At 58.4% G+C, this 17,257-nt stretch carries 13 protein-coding genes and 1 pseudogene; 3 read left to right on the top strand and 11 right to left on the bottom strand.

What is annotated here, in order from left to right; genetic code table 11:
• Positions 1-32 precede the first annotated feature (32 nt).
• The 4 genes from brxL to RNZ50_07140 form a co-directional block, all read right to left on the bottom strand.
• The gene (gene brxL, locus RNZ50_07155) at positions 33-2,084 is read right to left on the bottom strand and encodes a BREX system Lon protease-like protein BrxL (GenBank protein MDT8854798.1); all 2,052 of its coding nucleotides are present in this window, start codon (positions 2,082-2,084) and stop codon (positions 33-35) included.
• Positions 2,081-4,426: a BREX-1 system phosphatase PglZ type B gene (gene pglZ / locus RNZ50_07150; protein MDT8854797.1), complete on the bottom strand. Its 2,346-nt coding sequence runs from the start codon at positions 4,424-4,426 to the stop codon at positions 2,081-2,083. Before pglZ ends, brxL begins: the two co-directional genes overlap by 4 nt.
• Positions 4,423-5,466, bottom strand: a complete 1,044-nt coding sequence (locus RNZ50_07145; protein MDT8854796.1) for a hypothetical protein — start codon at positions 5,464-5,466, stop codon at positions 4,423-4,425. Before RNZ50_07145 ends, pglZ begins: the two co-directional genes overlap by 4 nt.
• 88 nt (positions 5,467-5,554) lie before the next feature.
• Positions 5,555-6,367 (bottom strand): hypothetical protein, encoded by an 813-nt coding sequence (locus RNZ50_07140; protein ID MDT8854795.1) that lies wholly within the window; start codon positions 6,365-6,367, stop codon positions 5,555-5,557.
• Between the two features lie 115 nt (positions 6,368-6,482).
• Here RNZ50_07140 and RNZ50_07135 point away from each other — a divergent pair, with 115 nt between their 5' ends.
• Positions 6,483-7,526 (top strand): IS5 family transposase, encoded by a 1,044-nt coding sequence (locus RNZ50_07135; protein MDT8854794.1) that lies wholly within the window; start codon positions 6,483-6,485, stop codon positions 7,524-7,526.
• Positions 7,527-7,699: 173 nt separating this feature from the next.
• Here RNZ50_07135 and RNZ50_07130 read toward each other — a convergent pair whose 3' ends face one another.
• Positions 7,700-8,608 carry a DNA methyltransferase gene (locus tag RNZ50_07130; protein MDT8854793.1) on the bottom strand — a complete coding sequence of 303 codons (909 nt, stop codon included), beginning with the start codon at positions 8,606-8,608 and terminating at the stop codon, positions 7,700-7,702.
• A 192-nt stretch (positions 8,609-8,800) separates the two neighbouring features.
• Entirely contained in the window at positions 8,801-9,340 is a 540-nt protein-coding gene (locus RNZ50_07125) for an IS5 family transposase (protein ID MDT8854792.1), read from the bottom strand.
• A 96-nt stretch (positions 9,341-9,436) separates the two neighbouring features.
• Here RNZ50_07125 and istA (RNZ50_07120) point away from each other — a divergent pair, with 96 nt between their 5' ends.
• Together istA (RNZ50_07120) and istB (RNZ50_07115) are read left to right on the top strand one after the other, a co-directional pair.
• Positions 9,437-10,975, top strand: a complete 1,539-nt coding sequence (gene istA, locus RNZ50_07120) for an IS21 family transposase (GenBank protein ID MDT8854791.1) — start codon at positions 9,437-9,439, stop codon at positions 10,973-10,975.
• Between the two features lie 12 nt (positions 10,976-10,987).
• Complete coding sequence (gene istB, locus RNZ50_07115; GenBank protein MDT8854790.1) at positions 10,988-11,749, top strand: IS21-like element helper ATPase IstB; 762 nt, start codon at positions 10,988-10,990, stop codon at positions 11,747-11,749.
• A gap of 112 nt (positions 11,750-11,861) precedes the next feature.
• Here istB (RNZ50_07115) and RNZ50_07110 read toward each other — a convergent pair.
• The 5 genes and pseudogenes from RNZ50_07110 to istA (RNZ50_07090) all read right to left on the bottom strand — a co-directional run bounded on the left by RNZ50_07110 (position 11,862) and on the right by istA (RNZ50_07090) (position 17,166).
• Positions 11,862-12,428: pseudogene (locus RNZ50_07110) on the bottom strand (transposase).
• A 21-nt stretch (positions 12,429-12,449) separates the two neighbouring features.
• Positions 12,450-13,172 (bottom strand): hypothetical protein, encoded by a 723-nt coding sequence (locus RNZ50_07105; GenBank protein ID MDT8854789.1) that lies wholly within the window; start codon positions 13,170-13,172, stop codon positions 12,450-12,452.
• Between the two features lie 9 nt (positions 13,173-13,181).
• Positions 13,182-14,564: a hypothetical protein gene (locus RNZ50_07100; protein ID MDT8854788.1), complete on the bottom strand. Its 1,383-nt coding sequence runs from the start codon at positions 14,562-14,564 to the stop codon at positions 13,182-13,184.
• 281 nt (positions 14,565-14,845) lie between these two features.
• A complete protein-coding gene (gene istB / locus RNZ50_07095; protein MDT8854787.1) occupies positions 14,846-15,661 on the bottom strand; it encodes an IS21-like element helper ATPase IstB in 816 nt (271 codons plus the stop codon).
• Complete coding sequence (gene istA, locus RNZ50_07090) at positions 15,658-17,166, bottom strand: IS21 family transposase (GenBank protein MDT8854786.1); 1,509 nt, start codon at positions 17,164-17,166, stop codon at positions 15,658-15,660. The genes istB (RNZ50_07095) and istA (RNZ50_07090) overlap by 4 nt, the downstream gene beginning before the upstream one ends.
• Positions 17,167-17,257: the final 91 nt, after the last annotated feature.

Below are 17,257 nucleotides of genomic sequence, written 5' to 3'. Positions count from 1 at the left end.
AATCGGATACACTTTTCGTTTGAGCTATGTAGTCATGGCGAGTCAGAAATGGCCTTAAGAAGCGCATCACGAGCGTCAGAATAGAACTGAATGTCGACCTTAATCGCCATGTCATCGGACAGGTCAATAAGTTGACGTCTACAAGCTACCGGCATGAGGATTGCGGTTGCACCCTTTTCAACTGCAATCTCCACCATCGCCACAGGGTTGTGTAGTACCTCTATAGAACCGCCAAGGTTAACCTCACCGATTATCACGAGCCCGCCACGAATGGTTTTTTTCAACAGCGCCGTGCATAGAGCCACAAGAGCAGCAACGCCAGTTTTTGACCCAGATTTTGCCGAGTCAAATGCCCTTAGCTGAACCGAGAACTCGTGGTGACGTGGGTCTTTGTCTCCAACTAGCTGAGCCGCTCTCGCATAGAGGTTTTGTTCAGCATAACCTATGCTCTCCTTGAAAGCAGCAGGGACTGGCTTGTTCAGAATTCGCACTCCAGAGCCTGGGCCCTCATTGACTTCTATTCGGAACAGCCCTGGATGTTCTCCTTCGCCGCCAGGTCCAATTGTCCAAACTTGGCCGGGCTCAAGCGGATCACCAGCAATACTATTGTCATTATGCAACTCAGGCGTTGAGACGAATTTTTCCACACCGCCGTCACCCATTGTATAACTGAAATGGGTATTTCGGAATTCGGCTGCACCAATGCGCTTCTGCTGTTCTTTCACGCGGCGGCGCGCCTCAAGTCCAATTCGAACCGCCCATTCAATATCCTCGTCCCTTACATGATCAGCGGTCGGGTAAAGAAGTTTCAGGAGTCCACTCGCCGTTTTGTTGACGGCATTGGTATCCCGCCCCGATAGGGCCCCGCCAAAATAGACCTTTCCCTGAAGTAAATTAACGCGACTTTCGTCTCGGAGCTGGCTCCAGCATTCAGACAGGAAGTCGCTCACCAGTCCGAAATGAGAAGTCAGTAGGGCCTTGTTGATCTTGGGCACGTCCCAGCCGGGTAGAAAGGCATGAATTCGATCCATGAAGGCCGTGTCGTCTTTCATCTCCGGCGGCATCGGACCAAAGAGGTGGCCGACTCGCTGTTGATGCTCGACATCAACCTCGAAGTTCCCGACCAGCACTATGCTTCCGTCGGCGCGAATGCTTTCTTTGCCTCTGCTGAATTCGCCAGACTCCATATAACCCTTCATAATATTAACGCCGTCTTTTTGATCGAATGAAATCCCTGAGACTTCATCAAAACAAACGACATCGTATTGGCAAACAAGACCACGTTGTCCATTGGAATTGTTTACAAACATCTTTGCAACGGTGGCTTTTCCACCAGAAATAAGATGTGAATATGGTGAGACCTGCTGGAACAGATGGCTCTTGCCAGTGCCTCTAGGGCCTAATTCAACCAAATTATAATTACGTTCAACGAATGGAACCATGCGCAACATAATTGCGTCTTTCTGTCGAATTGTAAGATCGACCGGTTCGATCCCGATTGAACGCAACAAGAAGTCTTTCCACTCCGATGCACTAAATGCCTGACGCGCTCGCGCTAGATCGCCAAGAACGTCACGCTTAGATAGCTGAATTTCCCGCAACGCCGAAACCCCGAAGGGACGTCCCTTACTTTCTTGAGCGATCGATGCGTCGTAGTTCAGTGTGATCTCAGCGTAAAACCCTCCTGTCAACATTCGCTCATGTTCCTGAATTTGCTCAGGATTGATCCGGACATCTGTCAGCCTCAAGCTTGGTAGGGAGGCAACATAAGAATCTGTTTTGGCATCTAGCCTCGCAGTTATGATATCAATGATCTTCACATTGCCTTCTTCACGGGCCCGAGCCTTAAAGAGTTCCTCTTCACCCGCGCGAACCGTTCGAGATTTCAACTGCCGCTCGACAATTTCCAAGCCTTCTTCGATCTCTACTGGATCAATGCTGGCGCAGTATCTGCCCAGCAAAAACTCCACCACATAAGTCGGAACTGGGTACTGTCGGCTGAAGGTTCGGACCAAGTCTTTTCGAACGAGGTACCCGTCGAGGCTGGCTGCCGCCTTTCGGTCAATGCCGTCGAGTTCGATCATGTACCTTCTCCGCCAATACTTATCGTTACCTGCCCAACAGTTGCACCAAATTCGTTGATAATGACCAGTGTCGCCCCGGTCCCTTCTAGGTCCTCGTTGTCGACTACGACGGATGCTGACCCGGAGGCTGAGAAGGGCTTTGGCTTCACGACGACGGTGCTGCCCGGATCAGCCGGCTGTCGCCGAATATCAAGCCTTAGAATCTCATTGGGAACAGCGAGTACAGCTGTGCACCGCAGACCCTTCCAAACGATATCTGAGATTTCCACAGTTGTCGCCGGAACGCTCGATGAGGGCTTCACTTGCAGGTGTAGGGTTAGGCATTCCTGGAGGCTCAATCCTCCGTGAGTATATTCCTGCCCAAAGCGGAAACAGGAAATTCCGTTGGCTAGGGCAAAGTGATGGGAGGGATTCCAAAACCAAGGGAACAGGGGTATATCTGTCTGCGCTCCTGGCTTTATTGCCGCGCAACGACCCCATTTGTTTACTGACAATGCCGTTTGCAATTCGGTTTTGGGTAAACCTCCTGGCATTATGAGCCATCCGTGGTCGGTGACAATTCGTACGCTCTTCCACCCGCCTTCTAGGAGCTGGACGATGCGGTTTTTCACCTCCGCAAGCAATGCGTCGAGGTGGCGAGCTAGTTTCCAACCGCGTTCGTGGCCTTCGTGGTCAATGTCACCCAATTCCGTCCATGCTGTTCCAGACGGATCGCCAACTTCACTTCGATGCAGTATTTGATATCCCGCATCTGTTATCAGTTTCTTGAAATGATAACCGCCCCTGAGAGACTGCCCAGATGCGGCGACTGAGGGGGCAAATTCTTCGCTTTGGTCCTGTCCTACGATCTCATGAAACACCGGTGACACTGCAGGTTTCGCCGTCGAGGTAACGCTTGGCAAAGCTGACCACGCTGAGGTCTCAATCACTTCCAGTCCGGCGTTTTCTAGTTTGGTTGATAGCCGTTTCCCTAGGTCAAACCGCAATCCATCAACGAACAGTATGCATTCGGAGTTCGTCTTGCTGGTCTTAGGCTTTGACGCAATTGACCCACCTGGATAGCCGTGAACTTCAACCAGCTTTTGAACATGGCGAGCGGACGCTTCTGCCCAAGGCAAGTAGATCGATCGTAGCGCGGCAATCACTGACGCAGCGTTGGTGTCCGTACTGGCCTCCTGCAAAGCGGACAGTACCGCATCGTCTGCCTTCCAGCCTTCTTTGGTGTAGCTGCTTTCAACGTCATCCAGCGTCCCGCCAGCTAGGGATTGCCTTGTGATTTCAGCCAGAACAGCAAGATGCTTGAGCGACTTGGCAAGCGGTGCTTGCCCCATTTCAGCCCAGACCAGAGTTCGCCTAGCCGAATTTGCTTTTTCCAGCTCTTTCAAGGACGTTCGCGCTTGCGCATCGGTCGATGTCCCGAGTGCCAAGAGGTTTTGACGCAGGGCATCTTCTTCGGAATCGTTCCATTGCGGCCACGAGCCCTTTGTTGAAATGTCGCTCAATAGATCAAAGGACGGCATTTTGCATTTACGAAGCGTATCGGGGATGTTTGGATATCGCTGTGGGGCTTCGCAGAACCGCTCCCAGACAGCGCCCCACGGTCCTTGCCGGCCCGCAAGCTTTTCAGCACCTGTCAGAACGCCAGCGGTTTTGGGGTCGATGCCTAGTTGGGACGTGCAGATGTTGCTGAACGCCCCCCAGGCGGCCGGACCGATGCGCTCGGCGTAGGCGTCGCCTTGATCGATCCACGTCAGCACATCGCGCGTCAGGTCCCCACTGGTCAACAAGCCATTGAAGAAATCCCGGTCAAGCCTCTTTCCCTCAAGCGCGGACACATCCTGCTCCAGAACTTCATTCAGCGCGGTGATCATTGCGGTGCGGGTATCGCCGTCGGCAGTCACCTCTAGGCCAAGGCCTCCCTGCGCGGATTTCAGAAAGGCGAGGACAGTCCAGTCCTTGGCGCTGACCTGTGACCATATCGTGCCGCGATATTGCAGTTCGGCGAGGGGTTTGAGGACGTCGGGGCACTCGTTGACAGCGCGCAGGTCGGTTCGCGCGACACCTGGCAGGTACAGGATCGGAATACTGCCAACCGGAAAGTCGATGTTGTCCAGGGTCCCCGCGATGGCACAGCGCAACCAGATGGCGGGGCCCGTGCGCCGTTCCGGGGCGTAATCGCCAAGCACCACCATTTCCGGCAGGGCGTCCTGAAGTTGCGGGACAACCGCTTCCCAGTGCCGGTCCGGATCAGGCCAGAGGATGCAGGCGGGTTTGACCTGCACCTCCGGATTATGGGCTGCCGCACCACGGACAGCGTTCTGCAGCCGGTCGATCACCTTCACTTGGCAGCCTCCCGCGCGGCTTTTTTCTCGGCCAGGCTCAAGTGATGATCGTTGATGCGATCCCCATCGAACGTATCGAACCACGGGGCAAGGGAGACATCCTTGCCACGGTCCTTGGTCCATTGGACGTTTGGCTTGTCGCGCAGGACGCCCGCATCTCGTTTGGACACATCGCCGACCGTCATGAAGGGACGGATGTTCAGGCGCACACCGTCGTTCAGATCGGGCTCCCAGCCGATGGGCTGCTCCTCCAGCGGCTTCCATCGAACAAAGATGTCATGCGGCGACTCGCCCTCCAGGATCAGCTCCAGCTTTTTTTTCAGCGCTTCAGCGGCGGCGAGCTTTTCCTGTGCGCCGTCTGCCCCGCGCGCGATGTCGTCGCGTTGGGTTTTCATCCAGTCGCCGAGATAGGTGTAGATCAGCGTCTCGAGCGTCTTGCGGTCCAGTTTGTGGTAATTGACCAGCGCGGCAAAACCGTCTTTCAGGCCGTCCCATACGTGCCAGATAAAGGGGCGATGTTGGAACAGCTTGCAATGCTGCGTGAAGAACTTGTCGCGCAACCAAGTGTCGAGCGATTTGCCCGCGTGGTCGGCGCTTGCCAGCAGCTGAGGCAGCGTGCTTGTCGTCCAGGCGTCGCCGTAGGCGGCGGCGAGCAGGTTCAGCAAACGGTCTTCGGCTTTGGCTTCGCCACGGATTGGCGGGATGCAGACAATGCCGTCGTCATCCGCATGGGGCAGCAGGGCGTCGCAATGCGTCAACCAGGCGCGTTGCTCATCTGCCAATTCCATGTCCGGATCGAGTTCCGCTGGCCAGCGATAGCCGAGCAGGCGGGCGACCGCGACTTGGAGTACTGTCTCGTCAGTGCGGAGCGGGCCTTCTGCAGTCCATTTGTTGTCCTCGTCCCAGATCGTTGCACCGCACGGATGTCCGTGGAAAATCCATTGGTTGGTATCGTTTGTATGGGGCTTCGGAAGGCCATCAGGATATCGATCTTCAGCGACTCTAGTCCAGTGTTCGCGATCAAAGGGAACTTTTACCATGGTTCCGCAAGACACATACACCTTTTGGTCGATGCGACGAACTTCATTCCTATAGGGCACCTCTATTAATACGACATTCTCGGCTTTCCTATGGCGTAACCCATTGATTTAATGCGATGCGCCTTCTGGAATTGTGCATTAATAGAGGTGCCCTATAGTTGTTGTCAGAAACGAAGCACCACAAGGCGGCTAGTTCAGCTGGATCATGGGGGACGACTGCGGCCGCACTCTTCCCAAATATTTCACCTGAGTATATTGTAGCTGGAAGGTCTGACATCTGCGTTACGCGAAGCCCAAGTTGACCAAGTATTGGCTTGCCATTCATAATTTCAGAAGGAAAATTGTGTGCGCTAGGGTACTCTTTGAGTTTCCCTTTCGACCATCTCAGAAGGTCAGATCGACCAGTATAGTAATCCGTCTTTTTTGCGTTCTGAATGAAGTGCTCCCAATCCTCATTTCGCTTTGGGGTTTCCCAGAAGTTTTGAATAAACCGTGGGTTGTCGCCCGTAGACAAACCCTCGATACTTGAGCTGCGATCTGCCAATAGAGGTAAATCGTCTGTATCTTCCAGCGTTACTCGAGCATCTGGATTCAATAGTTGATTATTTTGGGAAACAGAGCGAACTTCACTTTCCATCAAAGCGATAGCCTTGTTCGCAACCGTCTTTGGCAGTGAAACGTCAACCCCGTGGATAACGTTGTCCACAGGAACTTCTCCAAAATTATCTCGTCGATTGTAATTATTATGACTGAGAGTTAATAAGATTGCTTTTACAACCTCACCGCTAATTGTTTCAAAGGCTCCGGCACCAAGGCGGGCCAAAAGATTCCATTGTTCTGCCCTCAGTTTCTTTTCTCGAAATACACGATACCTAGGAAGAAAAAGCCAGTTTTGTGGCATCACTACGCTTACATTTCCGCCACTTGCCGAATACTCTATAGGGCACCTCTATAAATTGCCCCATCCCCCGCACTTCGGTATGGTGAGACAGTGAACTGGCATTGGGGATGCAACGATGGCGCAGATGGGTTTTTTCGATCTTTCGGACCGTTACGCGAGCCTCGATGCCAAAAGGGATCCGCTGGTCGAAATTGATGCCGTCGTGCCGTGGGAGGAGTTTCGTCCGGCTCTTGAGCGGGTCTGGCGCAAGCCTGTTGCGGATCGCAAGTCCCGCGCGGGGCGCAAGCCGATAGATGCGGTGCTGATGTTCAAGACGCTGGTTCTGAGCGCGCTTTACAACCTGTCGGATGATCAGATCGAATATCAGGTCCGCGACCGGCTTTCCTTTATGCGCTTCCTGGGGTTGGGCCTTGGTGACCGGGTGCCCGACGCCAAGACGGTGTGGCTGTATCGCGATGCGCTGGCGCAGGCCGGCAAGGTGGAGGAGTTGTTCGGGTTGTTTGACGGTCATTTGGCGCGGCGGGGCTACATTGCGCGCGGCGGTCAGATCCTGGACGCCTCCATCGTGCCGGTGCCGCGCAATCACAACACGCGCGATGAAAACGCAACGATCAAGAAGGGCGAGGTCCCCGAGGATTGGGCTGATAAGCCAGCGAAACGGGTGCAAAAGGATGTGGACGCACGTTGGACGAAAAAGCACGGCAAGAGCCACTACGGCTACAAGAACCATGTGAATGTGGACCGCACGCATAAGCTGGTCCGGCGCTACCACGTCACCGACGCCGCTGTGCATGACAGCCAGGCAGTGGATCATCTGCTGATGCAGGGCAACACCGGGTCTGGCGTGTGGGCGGATGCTGCTTATCGGTCCGAGGAGATGGAGGCCAAACTCCGCGCCTTAAAACTGAAAAGCCACATCCACCGCAAGGGCAATCGGGGCAAGCCGCTGACCGACCAGGCCAAGGGCAGCAACCGCACCAAATCCACCGTGCGGGTCCGGGTTGAGCACATCTTCGGCGCGCAGGCCAACGACATGGGCGGCACCCTGGTGCGCACCATCGGCTTGGTGCGGGCGAAGGCCAAAGTCGGCATGAAGAATCTCGCCTACAACATGCGCCGCCTCGGCCAACTGGGTCGCATCAACCCGCACCCAGCCTGAAAACGGTCGGCCAAGGACGCAGATCGCCCCGCGCATCGCTAAAAACGGCCCTGAACCGAAGGTCCGCGAGGCGAAATGGGCGGCAGATCATAAAAACCAAGGCAACAATCGGTCAGCTGAAGGTCGCTGCCGCGCTTCGGGCAGAACCTGCTATGCCGTTGCCGCGAAAACAGTCAAAAATCGAGGTGCCCTATACACCTGTCGAGGAATACTGTGGCGAGATCATTCTTCGCATCGGGATACTTTTGATCGCAATAGTCCATGAGTTTTTGAGTCTGCTTGCCGCGCCCTAAATAAGGAACATTGGTAACGACCCATGTGTATTTAGCGGCGAGCTGTAGAGCCGCCTTTGATAAGCCCTGTGCGACGACGGCTATTTCTAGCTGTTCTGGTGTCTGCTCCTGCCTTAATGCTTGATCAAGCGAGCCCGAAAGTTCTTCCCAGTCAACAATCTTGGCTGCAGCCGATTTTGCAGGGTTCAACAAGCTACCAAGCACCGGCGCGTCACGAAACGTGTCATGCATCCAATCCAGTGCGATGGTCAGGTTGCGCTTGCCAAGGCCAAGCTGCTTCCACTCCTCCTTGGCCACGCTCACAGACAGACCGGAGCATGCGAGGTTTAATTCCGGCAACGCACGGTAGCCGCCCGCACCGGGGTATTTCCATGCCGTCAGCGCCAGCGCAAATGCTGCCAGCTCCACACAGCGCTGATCGATCTCCAGCCCATGGATGTTCTGGCGCAGCACGGCGTCCACTGCGTCCTGTGCGCTCAGGCCATCGCGCTCCATCCGCATCGGCACCAGCATCAGGAAGATCGACACAAGGAAGTGCCCCGATCCGCAACAGGGGTCGAGCGTGGTGAGGTCTTTCAGCTGTTCCGGCCACCCATCAAAGGTTCCGGCCGCCGGGGCCCAGGTGCCGTAATCGTCCTGGACAAAGCGCAGGTAATCGAGCGGCACACCGGGGATAGACGCCTTGCGGCGCAGTTCGTCTTCGCTGGTCGCGGTTTTCAGGTCTTGCTCTGTCAACCGGCGGGCGGCCCACCATGCCCCCAACGCGTTGTCCAGCAGGAAGCTGACCATAGGGCACCTCGATTTTTGACTGTTTTCGCGGCAACGGCATAGCAGGTTCTGCCCGAAGCGCGGCAGCGACCTTCAGCTGACCGATTGTTGCCTTGGTTTTTATGATCTGCCGCCCATTTCGCCTCGCGGACCTTCGGTTCAGGGCCGTTTTTAGCGATGCGCGGGGCGATCTGCGTCCTTGGCCGACCGTTTTCAGGCTGGGTGCGGGTTGATGCGACCCAGTTGGCCGAGGCGGCGCATGTTGTAGGCGAGATTCTTCATGCCGACTTTGGCCTTCGCCCGCACCAAGCCGATGGTGCGCACCAGGGTGCCGCCCATGTCGTTGGCCTGCGCGCCGAAGATGTGCTCAACCCGGACCCGCACGGTGGATTTGGTGCGGTTGCTGCCCTTGGCCTGGTCGGTCAGCGGCTTGCCCCGATTGCCCTTGCGGTGGATGTGGCTTTTCAGTTTTAAGGCGCGGAGTTTGGCCTCCATCTCCTCGGACCGATAAGCAGCATCCGCCCACACGCCAGACCCGGTGTTGCCCTGCATCAGCAGATGATCCACTGCCTGGCTGTCATGCACAGCGGCGTCGGTGACGTGGTAGCGCCGGACCAGCTTATGCGTGCGGTCCACATTCACATGGTTCTTGTAGCCGTAGTGGCTCTTGCCGTGCTTTTTCGTCCAACGTGCGTCCACATGCGTGTTTCGCTTGATGGTGGGCATCGATTTCACGGGATCATGGGCAGTCATTTCGCGTGAAGCTGGGCACTGATTTCGCGGGATCGCGGGCAGGTCTGGTCGGCAAATTGAGGATAGTTGCGCCTTCAGGAATGAAGGGGTGGCTTGATGCCGACAGGACGATTGAACATGCGCCGGATACGAGATGTTTTGCGATTGAAGCTTGGGCAAGGCCTGAGCGAGCGGTCCATTGCCGCTTCCCTCGGTCTGAGCAAGGGGAGCGTCGGAAGCTACACCCAACGGGCGCGTCATGCCGGGCTCACGTGGCCCTTGCCGGAGGGGATCGATGACGACAGCCTTGAACTTCTTTTGTTTCCAGCCCCGCCCACGGTGCCGGACGCGGAGCGGCTTGTGCCCGACTGGGCGGAGATTGACCGCGAGTTGCGCCGCCCTGGGGTGACGCGGATGCTGCTCTGGGAAGAATACCGTGCCGCGCACCCCGGGGGTTTTGCCTATACTTGGTTTTGCACGCATTACGAGGCTTGGAAGGGTCGGGTGCGCCCGACGATGCGCCAGACACATGTGGGCGGCGAGAAGGTGTTCGTCGACTTTGCCGGCGACACCATCGACGTGATCGACCCCACGACCGGCGAAGCGCGGGCCATGAAGCTGTTCGTGGCGGCAATGGGGGCATCGAATCACACCTATGCCGAGGCGGTGGCATCGGAGGGGTTGGAAGATTGGATCCTCGCGCATATCCGGATGTTCGCCTTTCTGGGCGGCGTGCCAAAGGCGGTGGTTCCGGACAATCTGAAGTCCGCCGTGATCAAGGCAGACCGGTTTGATCCGGGGCTGAACCGGACCTATGCCGAGATGGCGGCGCATTATGGCACCGCCGTTCTGCCCGCCCGGCCGCGCAAACCCCGGGACAAGGCGAAGGTGGAAGTGGCTGTCCAAGTGGCACAACGCTGGATTCTGGCGCGGCTGCGGAACCACCGGTTCTTCTCATTGGCCGAGTTGAACGTGGCGATCCGGCGGCTGCTGGACGAGTTGAACATGCGCGTGATGCGCGGCTATGGCGCCAGCCGCGCCGATCTGTTTGCCACTTTGGATCGGCCCAATCTTCAGCCCCTACCGCCCGAACCTTATGTCTTCGCCCGCTGGAAGCGCGCCCGCGTGGCACCCGACTATCACGTTGAGGTCGACAGCTCATGGTATTCCGTGCCCTTCGCGCTGATCAAACAAGAGGTCGATGTTCGCACAAGCGGCCAGACGGTCGAGATATTCCATCGTGGTCAGAGGGTTGCGAGCCACGTGCGCACCCCGGGGCGGCGCAGCCATGTCACCGTGGCCGACCATATGCCATCGGCCCATCGTCGCTTTGCCGAATGGACCCCGGCCAGAATGCTGGCGCAGGCAACCAAGACCGGCCCCGCCGTCGCCGCCTTTTGCGAGATGGTGATGGCTGACCGCCCCCATCCTGAACAGGGGTTCCGCACCTGCCTGGGTGTGCTGGCCTTGGTCAAAACCTATGGGCCGGAGCGCGTTGATGCGGCCTGCCAGCGGGGTGTGACCATCCGGGCCCGCACCGTCACCTCCATTCGTTCGATCCTCAAGACCGGCCTCGATCGCGCCTTCCTGGAAGGCTCCGAAGAGGTCGCCCCCCTCCAGCACGCCAACATTCGTGGCGGCAGCTATTACCATTGAGAAAGGACTAAAATGCTGACCCATCCCACCCACGACCGACTGTTGGCGCTCGGCCTGACCGGCATTGCATCGGCGCTCGAAGAACAACGCAGGTCAACCGCCTTCGACGCCCTCTCGTTCGAAGAGCGTCTCGGCCTGCTGGTCGACCGCGAGGCTGCAGAGCGCGACACCAAGAAACTGGCCTCCCGGCTCAAGTTTGCGGCTCTGCGCCAAGATGCCAGCGTCGAGGATCTGGACCTGCGCAGCCCACGTGGTCTTGACCGCAGTGTCATGGCGCATCTTGCCGATGGCGGCTGGATCGCCCGGCACGAGAACCTGCTGATAACCGGGCCGACCGGTTTGGGCAAAAGCTGGATCGCCTGCGCCCTTGGCCACAAGGCGTGCCGGGATGGGCGGCCCGTCCTCTATCAACGTGCGCCGCGCATGTTCGAGGCCCTTGCTCTGGCCCGTGGCGATGGCCGCCATGAACGCATCCTCAAAACCATCGCCCGCATGGATGTGCTGATCATTGACGATTGGGGCCTCGCCGTCCTCACCGCCCCGGAGCGCCGTGACCTGCTGGAAATCCTCGAAGACCGCCACGGCCGCGCTTCCACCATCGTCACAAGCCAACTCCCCGTTGACCAGTGGCACGAAGCCATCGGCGACCCAACGCTCGCAGATGCCATCCTCGACCGCCTCGTTCACAACGCACACCGCCTCACCCTCTCAGGTGAAAGCCTGCGCAGGCGCTCCGCCGTCACAAAAAAGCTTGACCAAATCGTTCAAGCCTGACTCCATGAAAGCGTCGGCCAGCCTGCCCACGATCCCGTGAAATGACTGCCCAGAATGGCGCGAAACGCGTGCCCACGATCGCGCGAAATCAGCGCCCATTCTCCGCGAAATCCGCATCCACATCCTTTTGCACCCGTTTCGCTGGCTTATCAGCCCAATCCTCGGGGACCTCGCCCTTCTTGATCGTTGCGTTTTCATCGCGCGTGTTGTGATTGCGCGGCACCGGCACGATGGAGGCGTCCAGGATCTGACCGCCGCGCGCAATGTAGCCCCGCCGCGCCAAATGACCGTCAAACAACCCGAACAACTCCTCCACCTTGCCGGCCTGCGCCAGCGCATCGCGATACAGCCACACCGTCTTGGCGTCGGGCACCCGGTCACCAAGGCCCAACCCCAGGAAGCGCATAAAGGAAAGCCGGTCGCGGACCTGATATTCGATCTGATCATCCGACAGGTTGTAAAGCGCGCTCAGAACCAGCGTCTTGAACATCAGCACCGCATCTATCGGCTTGCGCCCCGCGCGGGACTTGCGATCCGCAACAGGCTTGCGCCAGACCCGCTCAAGAGCCGGACGAAACTCCTCCCACGGCACGACGGCATCAATTTCGACCAGCGGATCCCTTTTGGCATCGAGGCTCGCGTAACGGTCCGAAAGATCGAAAAAACCCATCTGCGCCATCGTTGCATCCCCAATGCCAGTTCACTGTCTCACCATACCGAAGTGCGGGGGATGGGGCAATTTATAGAGGTGCCCCATATAGGGTTCGGTAAACAGCTGCGTGACGGCGGGCAGTTCCCGCGCGCCGATCTTTACCTCGGATTTGTTGATCCGCTCTTTGTTGTCCGCCTGCCAGAACTGGTACACCCAGCCGAGCGAGTCCGACGCCGTGAAGACTTCGATGGGCAGGCTTTCGACATGCTTTTCCAGCCGCTGCTGATATTCCGGCGGCAAGGACAGCTGGAACACAGGGGAGTCCAGCCGGAAGATCTGCGGCAGCATCCTTGCCGCGTATTGGGCCGCCAGTTCCCATCCGTTGGCCGCGCCTTCATCGGCCGCAAGGTCTCCGCATTCCTCGAGGGACACCGGGACCGGCCCGCTGGGGTCGGGGTACATGAGAAGGTTGTTCTCGGCCAGAAAGCGGGCGAAGAGCATGCGGTGCCAATGCTCATAGCCGACTTCCTCTATCAGCCGGTCAAGCTCCTGCGTTTTCTTTTCGGAATGGCGCTTGTCGCCAAGCTGTCGTCCGTGAATACGCAAACGTCGCCTCAGGTCGCTTTCTTCATCCGACATATGAGGGAAAGCGGTTGCTTCGCCAACGCCCAGTTGTTGCAGCGCCGCTCTCGCAGCGTCTTCAGCCACTGTCCGCGCCGCTTTTACCGTGCGCTCAAGTTGGTTTCTAAGGGTCTTTTCAAGCGGCTGCATAGAGGTGTCCTATCGAATAATCACGGGGCCGTGAGCGAGCGCTGCCGCAAGGTCTTTGCGAGTTTCCGCGAGCCAGGCTTCGAGGTCGGCCTCAGACTTTAGAGTGCGGCTGGGCAGTTGGATGGTCTTGGCCGTTGGCTCCATCATCTCGGCCGCTTGGGTCTGAACCTCATTGAAGCGGGATGAGAGTGACTTCACGCGGTCTTCGAACGCCGACAAAGTCAGAGTCTGCAGCGTCTGAAGGACGTCCGTGGCGCTGCCGACCTTCACTTCCGGCATGTCACTGTTGGTCAGTTTCTGTTCGGCGAGAAGGCGGTTCCGCTGATCGGGCTGAAGCTTCTGCCAGCTATCGTCAGCCTTTAGCTTGGCCATTCCGGCCTCATGCTGCTGTTTGTAAGCCTCTACGAGCCGATTGAGTTCGTCACGAAGCATCTGCGTGAAACTCGCGACGAGCGGCTTCATTGGATCTGGGTCGGCCAGTAATTGACGCTGATCCTCGATTGCTTGGACCTGCGTCTTCAACACTTCAGCGTCAGTCAGGCCGTTGACCCTTTCCGCAAGGCGTCGCAGGGTCTCCCAGCTCTGCCAGCGAGCGTCGATTTCTTTTGCCTGTAGGGTCCAGGCATCAATAAAGGATGTGAGTTCGTCCCTGCTGTTGTACATGGACAAGAGCTGTTCGTTGCCGGAGGCTCGTCTAATATCATCGACCAATGACAGGTCGGGGGCCTTCGGCTTTGGAGCCTCACCCCCCGCGCGTCTGGCCAGATCCGTGATATTTTGAACAAACCGCGGAATCGACGAAAGCTCCTCACCTTGTTTTGCGGCAAGTCCGACCTTCTGAAGAACCTTTCGAATTTGAATGCGCTGCGGAGTCGAGATGGTCGTGGCCTCGACAATGAATGTCGACTTACCAATCGATTTGCGTTCCAACGTCTTCGCATCACAAGCGCGGTGCTGTTCGTCCTCTGCTCGGATCAATCCGGACACAAGAAGTGCTAGAAGTGCGCCATCGACCGCATCGCGCGACCAGCCAAACGGCGGACCCTCAAAATGATCACGGATGTCCGTTCCTTTCTTTCCACCGGCGATGAAAGATAAAACGGCTTTGCAAACTGCGTTCTTTTCGGGTTCCCCTTCATGGCCGATCGCTTTCAAAGCGTCCGGCGCTCCCTTGTGAGCATTATCATATACTTTCGACCAGCCTATGTTGTCCGCGACCGCAAACTGCGGGTAAAGCCTAGTGAGCGAGTTCTCAGCCCCATCAGTAACGGTGACCTGTAGGCTATTCCCGGTCAGTTCGTTGCCCCCTCCCTGAAATACGCGCGCGCCGGACATGGCTTCCAAGATCAACTCGTTGATTTTTGCATCAGCAACCTGACGAATAGTCTCCATCGCACCGCGTGCCTCCTTACCTTCAGGGGTATCGGGAGCGCCACGCTTATCGAGAGTGGCACTAGCTGCCTTAAACTCGAGGATATTGTTTCGCAGATCATCAGCAGAGCGTCGGGGAATAAAGACAAATACTGTAGGGGATTGATTGCCAGCTTGACGAGCGTCTGCGCGAACGGAATTTTCGTCAGTTGCTGTAGCGCGTCAACCAGCATGTCCGTGACCGTCAACCACGTTGGCCGGTTTTAGGCCGCTGGGTTGGCGTATCTGGAATTGTTTTTCGCTCAGCCTTCTCCTTTGTCCTTGTTGTCGGCGATGGTTGTCGTTGGCGGTCTGCTCAGCGCCTCTTTGTTGGAGGCGGCCGCGCGCTGGCGGAAGCTTTCGGCATTCATCTCCAGGATCGCTGCGTGATGAACCAGCCGGTCGATGGCGGCGACGGTCATCGCCTTGTCCGGGAAGATCTGGTCCCAGCCGCTGAAGGGCTGGTTGGCGGCGATGGCGATGCTGCGGCATTCGTAGCGCCGGGCGATCAGCTCGAAGAGCACGCCTGTCTCGGCCTGATCCTTGTGGGCGTAGGTGATGTCGTCGAGGATGATCAGGTCGAACTTGTCGAGCTTGGCGAGCGCGGCTTCGAGCACCAGATCGCGGCGGGCGGCCTGAAGTCGCTGCACCAGATCGCTGGTGCGGGTATAGAACACGCGGTGTCCCCGCTCGATCAGGGCATGGCCTATCGCGCAGAGAATGTGCGTTTTGCCCGTGCCGGAATTGCCGATGGCGATCAGATTGCCGCCACCCTCCAGCCAGTCGCCGGCCGCCAAGGCCTCGATCCGGGCGCGCGGCAGGGTTGGCAGCGCCTTGAAGTCGAAGGTCGCCAGCGTCTTGCCAGCCGGTAGCTGTGCCTCGTTCATGTGGCGCTGAATGCGGCGCATGTCGCGCTCGGCCAGTTCGTATTCCGCGAGGACAGCCAGAAAGCGGGCAGCGGGCCAGCCTTCGGTGTCGGCACGGGTGGCGATGTCGGCCCAAAGCTTGTGGAAGCTGGGCAGGCGCAGCGCGGTCAGCATGCCTGGCAGCGTGTGGATGTCGATCTCGCGGGAGGTCATGCGCAGGCTCCCAGAAGGGCATCGAAGCTGTCGAGCGAGGGATGGGCGACGGCAACATCTCTCGGCAGCGCCGTTTGCCGCGGGTTCAGGCAGGATGCCAGAGGTCCGGGATCGGGCACCCGGCCCGCGTCCAATTCTGCTGCCAGCAGATGTGCCAGTTCCGCCTCGCAGGCCCGGTCGTGGGCGATGAACAGCAGGTCGACCATGCGGCGGCAGGCGTCGCGGCGGGGCAGATCACGCTGCAGCACCTGCCAGGCTGCAGCGTATTCGGTTCGCGGGAACAGGCTGTCGCGGTAGATCGAACTCCACAGGGCTTGCGGTTTGCGCCGCAGCGCGTGGATGACGTGATGGTAGTTGATGACATGCACGCGATGGCCGTCGCCGCGACCACGCGCCCTTGTATGGCTGACGACCAGGGTGCTGCCGAGAAAGGCCTCAAGGCGATCGTCGTAAAGGTGGACCCGCAAGCGCTGCCCGATCAGCTGCGACGGGGCGCTGTAGAAGATGCTCTTGACCAGAAAGCCGCTGGTGCGGGTGACCGGAACCACGGTCTCTGTAAAGTCGGTGGTGCGCCGGGACGGCAGGGGCTTCAGATGCGCCTGTTCCGCCTGAACCGCGATCGCCCGCTGCCGGTTGCGCCGTGCCACCAGAATGTCGATGAAGCGGCGGTAGTCCTCAATGCTGGCGAAGTCGCGGCTGCCGCGCAGGATCAGCGCCTGTTCGATGGCCTTCTTCAGGTGCCGGTTCTGGGATTCCACCGCGCCGTTCTCATGAGCTTCCCCGCGGTTGTTGCGACTGGCCTCCATGCCGTAATGGCCGACGAAGGCATTGTAGCGCGTGGTGATATCCTGGCGCTGGTCAGCCGTCAGGTTGCGGAAAGCGGCCGAGAGGCTGTCGGTGCGATGCTCCTGTGGTGCCCCGCCGAGCGACCAGAGCGCCTGCTGCAGGTTCTCGGCCAAGGCCGTGAAGCTCTCCCCGCCCAGGACCACCCCGACATGCTCCCACCGGCTGTAGACCATGACGAAGTGGTAGAGCAGATGCGGGAATAGCTGGCCCGCGATCGTCACCTCCAGCTCCTCGGCATGAGTGAAGTCGGACTGGGCCATGCGGCCCGGCTCCGGCGTCTGGCGGAAGATGATGTCGCGCTCGGGTCCGTTCAGCGCCCGCCACTGCCGCACCCGCCGTTCCAGGGTGCGCCGGATCCGGTCATCGGGGAAGGCCAGCGGGTGCAGGCCCTGAAGGTGGCGCAGCAGGGTGACGGCCTGCAAGGCGCTGTCCCTCTCCAGCAAGGGAAGGATGTCGCCCTCCCAATAACCCTCGAGGGGATCGGCCACCGTGCGCCCGTGAACGATCTTGCGGTTCGAGGGCAGCGTCGGGTTGGCATCGAACCGTCGGGCCGTGCGCTCGCTGAACCCGGCGCGGGCGGCCGACGTGCGCTGACTGTGATATCGGAGGTCGGACATGTATAATCTCAATTGCTGGTCGTTGATGGGTTTGTAGGCCAACCCGGATCCTCCGTTTGACGGCAGAGGAACCCGGCTTACCAACCCGCAGCGACCAGCACCTTCCCCGAAATCAATCAGGCCGGTGGGGCTG

Source organism: Paracoccaceae bacterium Fryx2 (assembly GCA_032334235.1).
Taxonomy (GTDB): Bacteria; Pseudomonadota; Alphaproteobacteria; order Rhodobacterales; family Rhodobacteraceae; genus JAVSGI01.
This window is presented reverse-complemented; position numbering and strand designations above follow the sequence as displayed.